At 39.4% G+C, this 16,422-nt stretch carries 15 protein-coding genes; 13 read left to right on the forward strand and 2 right to left on the reverse strand.

What is annotated here, in order from left to right; translation table 11 throughout:
• The first annotated feature begins 241 nt into the window (after positions 1-241).
• Entirely contained in the window at positions 242-1,408 is a 1,167-nt protein-coding gene (locus tag ACXAG7_RS03790; RefSeq protein WP_476666020.1) for a hypothetical protein, read from the forward strand.
• A gap of 41 nt (positions 1,409-1,449) precedes the next feature.
• On the opposite strand, the gene ACXAG7_RS03795 is transcribed toward ACXAG7_RS03790, so the two are convergent.
• Positions 1,450-1,845, reverse strand: a complete 396-nt coding sequence (locus tag ACXAG7_RS03795; protein WP_476666021.1) for a hypothetical protein — start codon at positions 1,843-1,845, stop codon at positions 1,450-1,452.
• A gap of 121 nt (positions 1,846-1,966) precedes the next feature.
• Entirely contained in the window at positions 1,967-2,986 is a 1,020-nt protein-coding gene (pheS, locus tag ACXAG7_RS03800; protein WP_408041854.1) for a phenylalanine--tRNA ligase subunit alpha, read from the reverse strand.
• A gap of 192 nt (positions 2,987-3,178) precedes the next feature.
• Here pheS and gdhA point away from each other — a divergent pair, with 192 nt between their 5' ends.
• The 12 genes from gdhA to ACXAG7_RS03860 all read left to right on the forward strand — a co-directional run bounded on the left by gdhA (position 3,179) and on the right by ACXAG7_RS03860 (position 16,410).
• A complete protein-coding gene (gene gdhA, locus ACXAG7_RS03805; RefSeq protein ID WP_408041855.1) occupies positions 3,179-4,522 on the forward strand; it encodes an NADP-specific glutamate dehydrogenase in 1,344 nt (447 codons plus the stop codon).
• 266 nt (positions 4,523-4,788) lie between these two features.
• Positions 4,789-6,471, forward strand: coding sequence for a regulatory iron-sulfur-containing complex subunit RicT (ricT, locus tag ACXAG7_RS03810; RefSeq protein WP_408041856.1), 1,683 nt, complete (start codon positions 4,789-4,791; stop codon positions 6,469-6,471).
• A complete protein-coding gene (locus tag ACXAG7_RS03815; protein ID WP_408041857.1) occupies positions 6,446-6,946 on the forward strand; it encodes a gliding motility lipoprotein GldH in 501 nt (166 codons plus the stop codon). Before ricT ends, ACXAG7_RS03815 begins: the two co-directional genes overlap by 26 nt.
• A gap of 2 nt (positions 6,947-6,948) precedes the next feature.
• The gene (locus tag ACXAG7_RS03820; RefSeq protein ID WP_476666022.1) at positions 6,949-9,237 is read left to right on the forward strand and encodes a penicillin-binding protein 1A; all 2,289 of its coding nucleotides are present in this window, start codon (positions 6,949-6,951) and stop codon (positions 9,235-9,237) included.
• A gap of 19 nt (positions 9,238-9,256) precedes the next feature.
• Positions 9,257-9,958 carry a CoA transferase subunit A gene (locus tag ACXAG7_RS03825; protein WP_408041859.1) on the forward strand — a complete coding sequence of 234 codons (702 nt, stop codon included), beginning with the start codon at positions 9,257-9,259 and terminating at the stop codon, positions 9,956-9,958.
• A 97-nt stretch (positions 9,959-10,055) separates the two neighbouring features.
• Positions 10,056-10,709, forward strand: a complete 654-nt coding sequence (locus ACXAG7_RS03830) for a 3-oxoacid CoA-transferase subunit B (RefSeq protein WP_408041860.1) — start codon at positions 10,056-10,058, stop codon at positions 10,707-10,709.
• A gap of 1 nt (position 10,710) precedes the next feature.
• Positions 10,711-10,938: a hypothetical protein gene (locus ACXAG7_RS03835; protein ID WP_408041861.1), complete on the forward strand. Its 228-nt coding sequence runs from the start codon at positions 10,711-10,713 to the stop codon at positions 10,936-10,938.
• A complete protein-coding gene (locus ACXAG7_RS03840; protein ID WP_408041862.1) occupies positions 10,938-11,699 on the forward strand; it encodes an exodeoxyribonuclease III in 762 nt (253 codons plus the stop codon). Before ACXAG7_RS03835 ends, ACXAG7_RS03840 begins: the two co-directional genes overlap by 1 nt.
• 44 nt (positions 11,700-11,743) lie before the next feature.
• Complete coding sequence (locus ACXAG7_RS03845) at positions 11,744-13,252, forward strand: lytic transglycosylase domain-containing protein (protein ID WP_408041863.1); 1,509 nt, start codon at positions 11,744-11,746, stop codon at positions 13,250-13,252.
• Positions 13,253-13,257: 5 nt separating this feature from the next.
• Positions 13,258-14,256 (forward strand): DUF4837 family protein, encoded by a 999-nt coding sequence (locus ACXAG7_RS03850; protein ID WP_408041864.1) that lies wholly within the window; start codon positions 13,258-13,260, stop codon positions 14,254-14,256.
• Positions 14,257-14,334: 78 nt separating this feature from the next.
• Positions 14,335-14,844: a DUF1761 domain-containing protein gene (locus tag ACXAG7_RS03855; protein WP_476666259.1), complete on the forward strand. Its 510-nt coding sequence runs from the start codon at positions 14,335-14,337 to the stop codon at positions 14,842-14,844.
• A 96-nt stretch (positions 14,845-14,940) separates the two neighbouring features.
• Positions 14,941-16,410 carry a DUF5687 family protein gene (locus ACXAG7_RS03860; protein ID WP_476666023.1) on the forward strand — a complete coding sequence of 490 codons (1,470 nt, stop codon included), beginning with the start codon at positions 14,941-14,943 and terminating at the stop codon, positions 16,408-16,410.
• Positions 16,411-16,422 lie beyond the last annotated feature (12 nt).

Below are 16,422 nucleotides of genomic sequence, written 5' to 3' on the forward strand. Positions count from 1 at the left end.
TTTCTGAAGACCTCGCCATTTGGCGGGGTTTTCTTTTACCTACAGTTGTACTGTTGGTAGTGGTTTTTGTGACTGTAAATCAGTCGTTTGTGGATTTTTGTAGACGTAAAGGATTTAAAATGACAAACTTTGAGTAGTGAAGGGACTTAGAGAGTCTGTTTTGTTATCGTAGCGCAATTACCCAGCGCTACGAGGAGTCTTTCGGAGGACCTTCGAGTATTAACTAACTAAACTATTTATTATGTCAACAGTAAATTCTCAAATTACTGACGCAGCTACGCAAGAATTAGCAGCTGCCAACAAACTAATGCACGATGTAAGTACGACCGAAGGGAATACTGCTAAATTAGAAGCGGATACCAAGAGCTTGTACAATGATCTGGAAACGATAGACAACGATCTCGCCGTTTCAAAAAAAATCAATACGGCCTTGAGCGATATCGATTCGGCACTCGGTGAAGCTATTGATTTGTTAGAAGTGGTTTCTGTTATCCCAGAAATTGGGGCCGAAGCTGCTGAATTAAAAGATACCTTATCGGCGTTCAAAAAACCTATTGATGAGGCGTTATCAGCTTCAAATGACGTAGAGAAAGTGGTGTCTCCTGTGCGCAATGCTATTGAAAAGATAGCGCCTAAGGTGCAACAAGTAGACAAAGCACTTTTGAATTTGATGAATCGAGAAAACTCGTTAATTGCTGCGCTTGGAAATGCTATTCAGTGTATCGATAGTCTTCCTAGTTCTTCGGTAAAAACTTCCTTAGGGAATGGTTTGGATGCGGCAGCAGAAAAAGTAGATCCTATTGTTTTGGATTTTGATGCCGTTCAAATTCAATTGTTAAACGGGATTAACAGCGCGGAGGCTGAGGCCCAAAAATTGGTAGGGATGGTTTCTGGTTTGGTGAGTTTACAAAACCAAATCAACGCAATTATGAATGTGTTGAATCCGTTAATTTCTGAGCTGAATGAGGTGAAAAAAGTACTGAGTGATACTATTAGAGTGCCTTACGGAGGTTATCCAAAAGTGTGTTATAAGCACGTGTTGGGAGTAAAAGTTCCGTATCCATGTGGATGGCACACCGTGTACTTTTCATTTTCGGTGAACGATATTTTAAAAGGTGTTGATGTGATCAAGCCGGTGATGGATTTGCTAAACAAAGCCATGGAAAAAGTGTTAGATCCTGTACTTAAAGCATTGCATTTAAACATTAATCTGCCTTCTATTCCTGGTTTAGGGGTACTAAACGACTTGACATCTGCATTGAATTCTTTTGAAAATAGTATCGAAGCTTCGATAAATGCCTTGGCAGCCGATTTGTCAAAAATTGAAAGTGTGTACGCTCAGCTCGAGACTTATGAGCAAGAATTGGATAAGATTTACCAATCTTGTAGCGTTGAATTAAAATCTTAAGTATAAAAGAAACGACAGGTAAAACTACCTGTCGTTTTGTATTATTTGCATAAAACGCCTCTTTTATTAAAAGGGGTTAACATGCGGAGATTTCCTTCTTTAATGGTGTTTTTTTCAAAAGTAAACGTTTTTTCAAACAAGGTGTTCCCTTCAAAAAAACTGACTTGAAAGCGATTGTCTAAAGCGAATAATTCAGGCTGAATTAACTCAATTTTAGCTACTGAATTTGCAGGAAGAGCATCGATTTTTTTTCTAAAAACAGAAGTGGTTTTGGTTTCGGAGAATCCTTGTGATACGATAACAACCATTTCGATAGCAACGGATTTTTTATTCAGTAAATACACGTTCCAATCATCGCAATTATGGGTTTCATTGTGCTCTAAAACCACAGCCATTTCGATATCGGTTACTTCTGGGATTTGGATGTCTTTTTTCATACTACTTCAATTACTGTATTAGGGTCTTTTCGTAAAATCAAAACGGAAAGCAGTGCTTCCCGTCGTGAATTTTTGTAGTTGTTAAGTGGTTCTTAACTCGTGAGTGGTATATAAACTATTTTTATAAAACAGACTTGAATTGCTCTAAGAAACGTTTGTCGTTTTCGTAAAACATTCGAATATCTGGTATTTGGTATAAAAGCATGGCAATTCGTTCGATTCCCATTCCAAAGGCATACCCTGAATATTTGGTAGGATCGATATTACAGTTTTTTAATACGTTTGGATCTACCATACCGCATCCCATAATTTCAAGCCATCCTGTTCCTTTGGTAATTTTGTAATCTGTTTCGGTTTCAAGTCCCCAGTAAATATCTACTTCAGCACTAGGCTCCGTAAAAGGGAAATACGAAGGACGTAATCGAATTTTCGACTTTCCAAACATTTCTTTGGTAAAGTACAACAACGTTTGTTTCAGGTCCGCAAAAGAAACATCGGTATCGATGTAAAGTCCTTCTACTTGGTGAAAAATACAGTGTGCTCTTGCCGAAATATCTTCGTTTCTAAAAACGCGTCCCGGTGATATGGTACGAATAGGAGGTTCATTGTTTTCCATGTAACGTACCTGTACCGATGAGGTGTGGGTTCTCAATAAGGTATCCGGATTTTTTTCGATAAAGAAAGTATCCTGCATGTCGCGTGCTGGATGGTATTCCGGTAAGTTTAAGGCCGTAAAGTTATGCCAATCATCTTCTATTTCTGGACCTTCTGATACGGTAAATCCGATGCGGTTAAACACTTCGATAATTTGATTCTTAACGAGTGAAATAGGGTGTCTTGAACCGAGTTCTATAGGTTCTGCAGGACGGGTAAGGTCTCCGTAAACACCTTTTTCTTCGATAGCGCTTTCCAGTGCATCGTTTAATTCAGCAACTTTTCCTTCCGCTGATTTCTTTAGGTTGTTGAGGGCTTGACCAAAATCTTTGCGTAACTCAGCGTCTACGTTTTTAAACTCAGCAAATAAGTCTTTTAAAAGTCCTTTACTACCCAAATATTTGATTCTGAAAGCTTCAACTTCTTCCTTAGAGGTGGCTTTAAATGCCTGTACATCTCCAATAAGTTCTTTAACCTTGTCTAACATTGTTTTTGTTGCAAAAAAAATTAAGTCGCAAATTTACGTTTTTTTGGTTAAAAAAGCAGGAGTTTTTAGGGAATAACGAAATCGTTGTAGGAATAAGAAAAATAAACGATAAAATCAAATTTAACAAATTGTAAATTAATTATATTTGCCGAGTAAAATTGTTAATATTTAATAACAACAACTAAAAGATTTATGGAATCTAAAATAAATGCTTTTATGGATTACGTTCAAGAACGTAATGCATACGAACCAGAGTTTTTGCAAGCAGTGAAGGAGGTCGCAGAAACAGTTATTCCGTTCATTGAAAATAACCCTAAGTATCAAGATAAAAAATTACTTGAGCGTATGGTAGAGCCTGAGCGTGTTATTATGTTCAGAGTGCCATGGGTAGATGATAATGGCGAAACTCAGGTGAATAGAGGGTATAGAGTGGAGTTCAATTCTGCTATTGGTCCTTACAAAGGAGGGTTGCGTTTCCACCCATCTGTAAACTTATCAATCTTAAAGTTCTTAGGATTTGAGCAGGTGTTTAAAAATTCCTTGACTACCTTACCTATGGGAGGTGGAAAAGGTGGTTCTGACTTTAACCCAAAAGGAAAGTCAGATCGCGAAGTAATGGCTTTTTGTCAGTCATTCATGAGTGAATTAGCACGTCATATTGGTCCTGATACGGATGTTCCTGCGGGAGATATCGGTGTTGGTGGTCGTGAAATAGGATTTATGTTTGGTCAGTACAAGCGTTTACGTAACGAATTTACTGGTGTATTAACTGGTAAAGGAGCTTCTTGGGGAGGATCTTTAATTCGTCCAGAAGCAACAGGTTACGGTGATGTATATTTTGCTGAGAACATGTTGAAAACGAAAGGTGAGTCTTTCGAAGGTAAAACAGTTGTAGTTTCAGGATCTGGAAACGTAGCACAATACGCGACAGAAAAAGCAACACAATTAGGAGGTAAAGTAGTTACTTTATCTGATTCTTCTGGATTTATCTATGACGAGGAAGGAATTGATGCTGAAAAATTAGCGTTTGTAATGGAGTTGAAAAACGTTCGTCGTGGAAGAATTCACGAATACGTTGAAAAGTACCCGTCGGCTAAGTTCTTCAAAGGTGAAAGACCTTGGGGTGTGAAGTGTGATGTGGCTTTGCCATGTGCAACGCAAAATGAGTTAAACGGTGAGGAAGCAAAAGCTTTAGTAGCAAACGGATGTATCTGTGTTGCTGAAGGTGCTAACATGCCGTCAACTCCTGAGGCTATTGAAGTATTCCACGAAGCAAAAATCTTATTTGCTCCAGGAAAAGCTTCGAATGCTGGTGGAGTAGCAACATCTGGTTTGGAAATGTCTCAAAACTCGTTGCGTCTTTCTTGGACAAGAGAGGAAGTAGATAGCAAGTTACATGGTATCATGAATAATATTCACGAAGCTTGTGTTACTTACGGAACTGATGAAAATGGTTACGTGGATTACGTTAAAGGAGCAAATATTGCTGGATTCGTAAAGGTAGCCGATGCAATGTTAGATCAAGGAGTTGTATAAACTTCTAGCGATAAAATTTTTAAAAACCCACTGCTTAGCAGTGGGTTTTTTTTACTGTTATACCCCAAAATTTAGGGCTGTTTTAACAGAATAAAAGAATAAACTGATCCGGTTTTTACATTTCATAAGAATATGTATCTTTACTCATTAAAAGTAGATTTTGACTATTTGAGGTTAAAAAATTGAAAATCAATAAGATAATAAGTGTTTTTTGATGCTGATGAAGGTCAGGTTTAAAGAATGCGATAAAAATATACATGTAAATTATGAGTTGTAGCAGTTGCTCAACTAGTAAAGACGGAGTGCCTAAGGGCTGTAAGAGCAATGGAAATTGCGCTTCTGGGTCTTGTGGTAGTGGAAATAAATTAGCCGTTTTTGATTGGTTGTCTAATATGACTTTACCGACAGGTGAAGCTCCATTTTCGATATATGAAGTCCGTTTTAAAAACGGAAGAAAACACTTTTTTAAAAATACCGAGAAACTAACCCTATCTATGGGTGACGTTGTTGCCGTCGAAGGCTCGTCAGGACATGATGTCGGCGTGGTTTCGTTGGCAGGTGAATTGGTAAAAGTTCAGATGAGAAAACGCAAGGTTGCGTTTGATAGTGAAGACGTGAAGCGAATTTATCGCAAAGCGAGCCAAAAAGATATTGATGTTTGGCAAAATGCACGCGATCGAGAGCTCGAAACCCAGCGTCGTGGTCGTGAAATTATCTCGAAATTAGGATTGAAAATGAAATTGTCGGATGTTGAGTTCCAAGGAGACGGAACCAAAGCGACCTTTTATTATACCGCTGATGAACGAGTAGATTTCCGTCAGCTTATTCGCGATCTGGCTAGTGCCTTTTCTATTCGCGTTGAAATGAGACAGGTAGGAATGCGTCAGGAAGCTGCCCGACTAGGAGGTGTAGGATCTTGTGGAAGAGAATTGTGCTGTTCTACGTGGCTTACTGACTTCCGTAAAGTGAATACGGCTGCCGCACGTTACCAACAATTGTCGCTTAATCCATTGAAACTCGCTGGACAGTGTGGGAAGTTGAAGTGTTGTTTAAATTTTGAATTAGACACCTATTTGGATGCCTTAAAGGAGTTTCCAGCACAAGATCTCGTACTTAAAACTGAAAAAGGAGATGCCGTTTTTGTAAAAATGGACATTTTTAAAGAGTTACTCTGGTATACGTATAAAGAAGAGAGTTTTAAATGGTATAAATTATCACTCGAACAGGTTCAAGAAATCATCGAGCTCAATGAAAATAAAGAACTTGCTTCTCCGTTGGAAGAATATGAATCGGAGATCTTAGAAGACGAGTCTGTCGATTTTGAGAATGTGGTTGGTCAAGATAGTTTAACGCGTTTTGATACGCCTAAAAAACCGAAGCGCAACAGACGAAGAAATCGTAAAAGACCTCAAAATAAAAAAGGAGGAACTGCGCAGAATAATTCTAAGAATGCTGGAGGAAGTAAACCGAAAAGCAACGCTGGGAATTCAAAAGGTGAGGCAAAAAAACCAGCAGAAGGAACGTCGAGAAATAGCAGGAGTAAGTCTAGAAATAACAGGGCTAAAAATACCGAAGCAAAAAAGGGAGGGCAATCGAGGCCAAAGCCAAATCAACAAACCAAAACCAATCCACAAGCGAAGTCCGGTCAACAAACGAAGTCTAATCAACAAGCGAGACCAAAGGCGACTGCAGGAAAAGGTAAGAGTACGGATACCCATCCAAAAGCAAACGAGGCAAAACCGAAAAATAGCGGTAACAGGTCTCGAAATCGCAAACCGAAAAAAGGAGGTGAAGGAGCTGCAAAACCTCAATCGGGAGGAAATAATGGACCTTCAGCAGCAAAGAATCCTGAAGCTAAAGGGAATTCAACAGCTCCGAGAAGGAGAACGAATAACAACAGAAAGAATAATAATAACGACAAAAATGCTCCGACGAATAAAAAGAAATAAAGGGCTTTTGATGGGCTTCTTGATGCTCAGCGTAGTAGCCTGCGATAGCAAGGGGGTATTTGATGCCTATTTGCCACTTTCCCATCAAAAATGGGAAGCTGCGAATACTTTGGATTTTAGTTTTGAAGTGAATGACACGCTCAGTAAGCACGATCTTTTTATCAATCTCAGAAACAATAAGGACTACGCGTACAGCAATCTATTTGTTATCACACAAATGGATTTTCCAGACGGTACCCAGGTAATAGATACTTTAGAATACGATATGGCCACTGCAGCAGGTGAGTTTTTGGGAAAGGGAATGACGGATATTAAGGAAAATAAACTTTTCTATAAAGAAAAAATCACCTTCCCCAATACGGGGATGTACCATTTTAAAATTAAGCAGTCTATGCGAAAAATGGGAGCAGTACAAGGCATTGAGGCCTTACCAGGGGTTACTCATGTCGGGTTTAGAATAGAAAAATCAAATTAAAAATGACAAAGGAAAAAACAGTGAATTTCGCAACGTATATCAAATGGTTCTGGGGGATAGTCCTCGGTGGTATTACTGCCCTAGCCCTCGTGTTCTTATTTGCTTCTTGGGGCTTGTTTGGAGACTTGCCGACCTTTGAAGAACTCGAAAACCCAGAGAATAACTTAGCGACAGAAATTATTTCATCCGATGGAAAAACCCTCGGGAAATACGCGTATGAAAACAGAACGCCAATCAAATACCAAGACATTCCAGAAAACCTGGTAAAAGCCTTGGTAGCAACGGAAGATGAACGTTTTTATGAGCATTCAGGAATTGATTTTAGAGGAACCGCACGTGCGATTTTAAAACCGGGAAGTGGTGGAGCGAGTACCATTACACAGCAGTTGGCAAAGATGCTTTTCACAGGAAGAGCTTCTAAGAACATCTTTAAACGCGTTTTACAGAAAGTGAAAGAATGGGTAGTGGCGACGAAATTGGAGCGCCAATACACCAAAGAGGAAATTATTACGATGTACCTCAATAAATACGATTTCTTAAATCAGGCCGTAGGAATCCGCTCTGCAGCACGCATTTACTTCGGTAAAGAGCCTAAAGAATTGGATGTACATGAATCGGCAATGCTCGTAGGGATGTTGAAGAATTCTTCGCTATTTAATCCTTTGAGAAGAGAAGAAAGAGTTAGAAAACGAAGAAATGTAGTACTCAAGCAAATGACGCGCAGTGAGTTTTTATCGGAGCAGCAAAAAGATTCACTACAGAAATTGCCTTTAGGCTTAAATATCAATAAAGAAGGTCACAGTGATGGTTTGGCAACCTACTTCCGCGAACACGTGCGACGCGTGCTTAAAGGTTGGGTAAAAAACAATCCAAAACCGAATGGAGAGTCGTACAATATTTACCGTGATGGACTCAAAATTTTTGTGACGATTGATTCGAGAATGCAGCAGTATGCAGAAGAAGCTGTAGATGCTCATATGAGAAATTTACAATCGTATTTTGACAATGAGCAAAAGCGCAATAGAACCGCGCCTTTTTACGATCTTGATAAAGATGAAATTGCGAGAACGCTTCGCAGGGCTAAACAAAATTCATCGCGCTATAAAAAGATGAAAGCGAATGGAGCTTCTGAAAAAGAGATTGAAAAAGCATTTAAAACGGAAACTGAAATGCGCGTATTCTCTTGGAAAGGTGAGCGTGATACTGTCATGACTCCTTACGATTCGATTCGTTATTACAAACAGATACTTCGTACTGGGTTGGTATCTATTGAACCACAAACGGGTCATATCAAAGCTTGGGTAGGTGGTATTAACCACAAACACTTTAAGTACGATGCTGTAGAACAGCAAAAAAGACAGGTAGGGTCAACTTTTAAGCCTTTTGTTTACGCAACGGCAATCAACCAATTAAAGTTGTCTCCATGTGATAAGTTTCCAAATACACCGTATACCATTCCAAAAGAAAAATACGGTATGCCAGATGATTGGACTCCGAAAAACTCGAATAATAAGTACGGAGGAGAGTTGACCTTAAAGAAAGCTTTGGCAAATTCAACCAATGTGATTACGGCGAGGTTAATTGATATGGTATCTCCAGTAAACGTTGCGCGTTTGGCGGAGTCAGCGGGAATTGAATCAAAAATCGAAGCCAATCCTTCTATTGCCTTAGGAGCCATTGATCTTTCGTTGATTGAGATGGTAAGTGCCTACTCGACCTTCGCTAACAAAGGACTTCGAGTAAGCCCGATGATTATCACGCGAATTGAAGACAAGAATGGGACCGTGTTAGAGGAATTTGTTCCGAAAACAAAAGAGGTACTCAGTGAAGAGTCGGCTTATGTGATTTTAGATCTTATGAAAGGAGTTACTTTATACGGTTCTGGAGGACGCTTACGAGCGAAACACACCAAAAGACAAAAAGCAATTACGGGATTCCCGTATTCGTTGATGAATCCAATTGCAGGAAAAACAGGAACAACACAGAACCAGTCAGACGGATGGTTTATGGGAATTGTTCCGAACTTGGCAACAGGTGTTTGGACTGGAGGAGAAGATAGAGCAACCCACTTTGCGGGAATAGGAATGGGGCAAGGAGCCACCATGTCTTTACCAACTTGGGGATTGTACATGAAAAAGTGCTATGACGACAAAACCTTAAATATTAGTACGGAGGATTTTGAAAAACCAGAAGAAGAATTGTCAATTGTAATCGATTGTGATAAGGCTGATAAGGAGAAAAAGGAAGAAGAAAAGAAAGAAGTAGAGCAAAACAACGATACTGAATTTTAAACTAACAACAAACAGCTATATGATTAATAAAGAAGTAAAGAACGTACAAGAAGCCCTAGCTGGTGTTCAAGACAATATGACCTTAATGTTAGGTGGTTTTGGTCTTTGTGGTATTCCAGAGAACGCTATTGCTGAGCTCGTGCGCTTGGGGGTAAATGGGCTTACCTGTATTTCTAACAATGCAGGAGTAGACGATTTTGGTTTGGGCTTATTACTCCAACATCGACAAATAAAAAAAATGATTTCTTCCTATGTAGGAGAGAATGATGAGTTTGAACGACAAATGCTTTCCGGTGAACTAGAAGTAGAGCTCACCCCTCAAGGTACCTTAGCAGAAAAGTGCCGTGCAGCACAGGCTGGATTCCCAGCTTTTTACACGCCTGCAGGTTATGGAACGGAAGTAGCAGAAGGGAAAGAAACTCGTGAATTTGACGGTAAAATGTACGTACTAGAACCCGCTTTTAAAGCTGATTTCGGTTTTGTAAAAGCTTGGAAAGGAGATGCTGCCGGAAATTTGATATTTAAAGGTACTTCCAGAAACTTTAACCCTAATATGTGTGGGGCAGCAACGATTACTGTTGCTGAGGTGGAAGAGTTAGTTCCTGTAGGAACTTTAGACCCAAATCAAATTCATATTCCAGGAATTTTTGTTCAACGAATTTTCCAAGGAGAGCAGTATGAAAAGAGAATTGAGCAACGTACCGTACGCTCAAAGGCTTAATTGTCAATGCTAAGCACCGATAGAGGTGATAGATGACAAATACACCAAGTAAAAACTAGGGTACCTAAGTACCAATAAAATCGATTCATTTAGAAAAATGTTAGATAAAAACGGAATAGCTAAACGTATAGCAAAAGAAGTAAAAAATGGATACTATGTCAATTTAGGTATAGGAATTCCAACCTTAGTAGCGAACTTTGTTCGTGAAGATATAGAAGTTGAATTTCAAAGCGAAAATGGAGTGTTAGGTATGGGGCCTTTCCCTTTTGAAGGAGAAGAGGATGCCGATATCATCAACGCAGGAAAACAAACCATTACAACATTGCCAGGAGCGAGTTTCTTTGATTCAGCTACCAGTTTTTCCATGATTCGTGGAAAACACGTGCACCTCACTATTTTAGGAGCTATGGAAGTTGCAGAAAATGGAGACATTGCCAACTGGAAAATTCCGGGTAAAATGGTAAAAGGTATGGGAGGTGCTATGGACCTTGTAGCCAGTGCTGATAATATTATCGTGGCTATGATGCATACCAACAAACGCGGAGAGTCAAAGCTCTTAAAAAAATGTTCTTTACCGCTAACAGGGGTGGGCTGTGTGACTAAAATAGTGACGAACCTAGCCGTGTTGGAAATTAAAGACAATGCGTTTCACTTACTAGAAAGAGCTCCTGGAGTTTCTGTAGAAGAAATACAGAAGGCGACAGAAGGAACGCTCGTTATCAATGGTGATATTCCGGAAATGGAGCTATAAGATGAAGGTGATAGCTTATGCATACCGTTTAATTTATCCCGCGTTGATGGTAGTGTTTTACCTGATTCTGGAGCGAGGGGTTAAATTAGAACCGAGGTGGCTCCGTATTGCCATTGCCATTGGAGTAGCCTATTTTTTATCCCCTAAGGTAAAATCAGTAAAAACAGAAACAGGATACCGAAAGCAGTTGACTTGGGTATTTCTTAAAGAGCCAATATTCTTAGATTAATGAAGGTAGTATCGTACAATGTAAATGGAATTAGAGCCGCCATAAAAAAAGGCTTTTTAGAATGGTTACAGCAGGCAAATCCTGATGTACTGTGTATACAAGAAACCAAAGCTCAAAAAGAACAATTGAATGCCGATGATTTTACAGCGGCAGGCTATCCGTATCAGTATTGGTTTTCAGCACAAAAAAAAGGCTACTCAGGTGTAGCTATCTTTTGTAAGGAAGAACCTAAAAACGTCGTATACGGTACCGGTATTGAATCGATGGATTTTGAAGGTAGAAATATACGAGTAGATTTCGATGGCGTTTCTATCATGAGTTTGTATTTGCCATCAGGAACCAATGACGCTCGCTTGGGATTTAAGTTCAATTACATGGATGAATTCCAAGAATACGTGAATCAATTAAAAGAGGAAGTTCCGAATTTGGTGATTTGTGGAGACTACAATATCTGTCACGAAGAAATTGATATTCACAATCCTAAAATGAAAGGCGTTTCAGGGTTTTTACCAGAAGAACGTGAATGGATTGGGAAATTTATCGACAGTGGTTTTGTAGATAGTTTTCGTCATTTGAATAAAGAACCTAATCATTATAGCTGGTGGAGTTACCGCGCCAATGCACGCGCTAATAACAAAGGCTGGCGTATTGACTATTGTATGGTGGCAGCGCCGCTTACAGACGCGATTTCGAGAGCGTATATTTTACCAGAAGCTAAGCATTCAGATCACTGCCCTATAGTGGTTGAACTTGCTGTTTAATGCAGTGCTAAGACCAACCAAACTTAGTGTTTAAAACTACGACCATGAAGAAACTATTGCTACTTTTAGGAATAGCGGTTTCACCTGTGTTTGCTCAAGAACCTACCCCGAGTAGTGAAGTGCAGCAAGACAGCGTGCAAGTCGCGATGGATACGGTAACGAAAAAGCGAAGGTTAGAGCTCATTACCGACGAGGATTTGAAAATGATTACGGATTTGATGATACAGGAGAAGTTCAATTCTAGCCTCGTCGATACCGTGCAATACGTCATAGATGACAAAGATATTTTTGCGAATAAAACCGTAATTGTAACCGAGGAACTACTGAAGAAACGCCTCGCTGATTTGAATGCCAATACGCCTTTTCACCTGTCGTATAACCCCGCCTTAGGCAAAGTGATTAACAGTTATTTAAAATACCGTAAAAAGTATTACCCTGCACTCATGGCAAAGGCGAAGTATTATTTTCCGATGTTTGAACAGCATTTGGATCAGTACGACATCCCGGTTGAAATGAAGTATTTAGCCATCGTTGAATCGGCATTGCGTCCGGACGCCCGCTCGTATGTTGGAGCAACCGGACTGTGGCAGTTTATGTACGGCACAGGAAGGCAGTTTGACTTAAAAATCAGCTCCTATGTCGACGAACGTCAGGACCCTGTTAAGGCAACCGTGGCCGCGTGCAAATACCTCAGTCAGTTGTATAAGATTTTTGGAGATTGGGATTTGGCTTTAGCAGCCTACAACTCAGGTCCTGGTAACGTGGCGAAGGCTATTAAGCGTTCGGGAGGCTACCGAAATTACTGGAATATTCGCCCTTTTTTACCTCGTGAAACTGCTGGGTACGTTCCTGCTTTTTACGCTACTATGTATTTGTTTGAATATGCAGAAGAACACGGTTTGTACGCCAATTCACCAAAAATATATCAGTTCGAAACCGATACCATCCGCATTAAAAGAACAGTAAGCTTCGATCAAATTGCAGCTAAAATTGACGTTGATCGCGATATGTTGGCTTTTTTAAACCCATCGTACAAACTCGACATCATTCCTTTGGTGCCGAATAGAAACTACAGTTTGCGTTTGCCCGTAAAGAATATGATTGCTTTCTTGGATAAAGAGAAAGAAATCTATGCACTTGCCGAAGAGGAAGACGCGAAAAGAGAAAAACCACTACCGAAGTATTTTGAAATGGACAAACGCATTCGATATCGTGTGCGCAGTGGAGATTACCTCGGAAAAATAGCTAATAAATTCGGTGTTCGCGTACGTGATATTAAACGTTGGAATGGTATGCGATCGAATAATTTAAAAGTAGGACAACGCTTGAGTATCTATCCCAAACGATTGGCAATTCCAAAATCGGTTTCAAAAGCCAAGCAATCAACGCCTAAAGGGAAACACGAAGTTTACGTGGTCCAAGAAGGAGACTCGTTGTGGTCAATTGCCAAAAAATTTCCAAAAATTTCTATCGACGAAATTAAAAAATGGAACAATATTTGGAGTGTAAAAAGTCTTAAACCAGGCATGAAATTAAAAATTTTTAAAAGCTAGAAAGCATGAAAAATGTACTAACCTTTTTAGTAGCAATACTACTATTGACTTCTTGTAATCAAGGAGGAAAAGGTACCAATGAAATTACCTTACCAGGCTCAAACGGACATACCAATTCCATTACAGTTGTGTTAAAAGGTACTGATTGGCAAAGCGAAGTGGGCGATGCTATCCGCAAAGTATTCGGTGAGCATCAGGTAGGATTACCACAGCCAGAAACACTTTTAACAGTGTCACCGCAAGTAGATCCTTCAGGATTCAAGGGGTTTATGCGTCACGGAAGAGCCGTTCTCGTGTTGCGCAAAGGCAAAGAAGAAAGTATTCAGGTAGAGCGAAACAAATATGCAGACCCTCAAATCATCGTTTACGCAACGGCTAAGAGTAAAGCAGAACTCATCCAACTTATCGAACAACGTGGTAAGGAAATTATAAAAACGTTTAAAGACGAGGATATCAAATTTATCCAGAGTATCTTTAAAAAAGAACGTCATGACGATGCAGAATTCAAAACCTTTAAGAATTTAGGGATTTCTTTAGATGTTCCTAAACGCTTTAGTTTGGTAGATGACGCAGGAGATTTCTTGTGGTTTAGACAGCGCTTGCAAAGTGGAATTGCTCGTGGTGATGGAACCAACAACATTATAGTGTACAGCGTACCTCTAGGAGATGAAGCAAAAATCGTTGATCGAATTACCGCTGTTCGTGATAGTATTGGAGAAAAACACATTCCGGGATCAAAGGAAGGAATGTACATGATTACTGAACAGGCCTATACACCGTTTACCTATAGCGCTACTGTTGCTGGTAAACCCGCCTTTGAAACACGTGGGAAATGGGAAGTGAAGAATGATTTTATGGCAGGTCCTTTTGTAAATTACACTGTGGTAGACAAGGAAAATAAGCGTTTGATTGTTGTTGAAGGGTTTACCTATGCACCTTCTGTAAACAAACGAAACTTTTTGTTTGAGCTGGAAGCCATAGCAAAATCGTTGAAATTTAAGTAAGTACAAACCTCAGTTATACAGTGAGCACCGGATTTATTCGGTGCTTTTTTTGTTATATTTGAGTGTATTAACTTAAAAATCAATTCAAAGGAAACTAATTTTTTAGCCGTACTAGGTGCTGCATTTATCCCGATGATCATGGGGTTTTTGTGGTACGGTCCCATGCTTTTTCAAAAAGCTTGGATGAAGGAAATGAACTTTACCCAAAAGGATGTCGAAGGAGGGAATATGCTGTTGATTTTTGGATTGAGCTTCTTGTTTAGTTTTATTTTGGCCTATGCCATGCAAATACTGGTAATTCATCAATGGGGTGTTTTTTCAACACTGGCTGGTGAACCAGGCTTTTTAGAGCAAACAGGATCGGGATATGAAACTTATACGGAGTTTATGGAAACGTATGGCAATCGCTTCCGCACGTTTAAGCACGGAGCATTGCACGGGGTTTTATCTGGGATATTTATTATTCTCCCAATTTTGGGAACTAAGGCTTTATTTGAACGCAAGAGTTTCCGATATATCGCAATCAATGCAGGGTACTGGATACTGACTTTAGCGCTTATGGGAGGCATCGTTTGTCAATGGGCTTAAGCGATAAAAAAATAGAAACACCTAGCTCCTAGGTGTTTTTTTGTAACATTTTGTTTCTAAGTGCTACCAATAAGTATCAATCAATTAAGAAACCAAATGATTCTACGCTTTTTAAATCTCGAATGGAAACAGTTTTTCCGTTCCTCTTATTTTGGCAAAAGCATTGCCGTGAATATCATCATGGCATTGTTTGCACTGTATTTTGTACTAGTGTTTTTAGGAATTGGTGTCCTTGGCTTTAGTATACTTAAAAAAGAGTATCCTGAAATGGACCCCTTTGTTCTAGTAAACAATTTCTTAATATTTGTAATAGTGGGTGATTTGATTGCGAGGTATTTGTTGCACAAGCTACCCATGCTCAAAATAAAGCCCTTTTTAACGGTGCCTATTAAGAAGGATGCCCTTGTGCACTTTGTATTAGGAAAGTCGGTGTTTTCTTTTTTCAACGTATTGCCGTTGTTTTTCTATATCCCATTCTCTGTGGTATTGGTGCGCGAAGGCTACGATGCCAATGGAGTACTAGGATGGCTGTTTTCGTTAATGCTCATTGTATTATCGGCAAACTTTATCAACTTTCTAATCAATAAAAACAATGTGGCTTTTGCCAGTTTGCTAACTGTCTTAGGGGTAGGGTACTTTTTACAATACAACGGTTGGTTTGATTTTGGTAGTTTTTTTGGAGATTTTTTTATGGGAATCTACAACTATCCTCTAGCGAGCCTTTTATTTGTGCTGTTGGTACTCCTGTTGTACATCCTGAATTTCAAGATGCTCAGAAAACTCGTATTTTTAGATGCAGCGGTAGCGAGTAAAACCGAAGAGGCCACTGCTATGGAGTTAACTTGGGTGGAGCGCTTTGGTGAATTAGGAGCCTTTTTAAAAAATGATGTCCGACTTATTTGGAGAAACAAGCGAACGAAAACCGTTTTTTTAATGTCATTCCTTTTTCTGTTTTATGGGGTAGTGTTTTTTGGAGACCCTAAATACGATGGGGAAATGGAAGGGTTTCTTCTCTTTATAGCGATGTTTATTACTGGTGGATTTACCATAAACTACGGACAGTTTATTCCGGCTTGGGACAGCTCGTATTACAAGATGATCATGAGTCAGAACATTCCTTATCGAAAATTTTTAGAGAGTAAATGGTACTTGATGGTGGTAATGACAGTTTTACTTTACCTTCTCAGTATTCCTTACCTGTATTACGGAGTAGACAAGTTTCTGATGATTACTGCTGGAGCTATTTTTAATATAGGATTTAACGCCTTATTCTTGGTGTATATGGGGTCGTATAACAGAAAACAAATCGATTTGACAAAAAGTGGACTTACGAACTATCAAGGCACGAGTGCGACGCAATTTTTAATTGTCATTCCTGTTTTGGGCTTTCCAATGTTGCTATTTGGGTTGGTAAGTTACTTTCTCGGGTTTAATGCTGGTTTGGCCGCGATTGTGATTGTCGGGCTGCTAGGGTTGGCTTTAAAGAATGTGGTAATGAATGGAATTGAAAAGAAATACATACGCGACAAATATGCTATGATTCACGCTTTTAGTCAAGAAGCTTAATAACTAACTAAA

This window comes from Tenacibaculum sp. AWR4_210 (assembly GCF_056160945.1).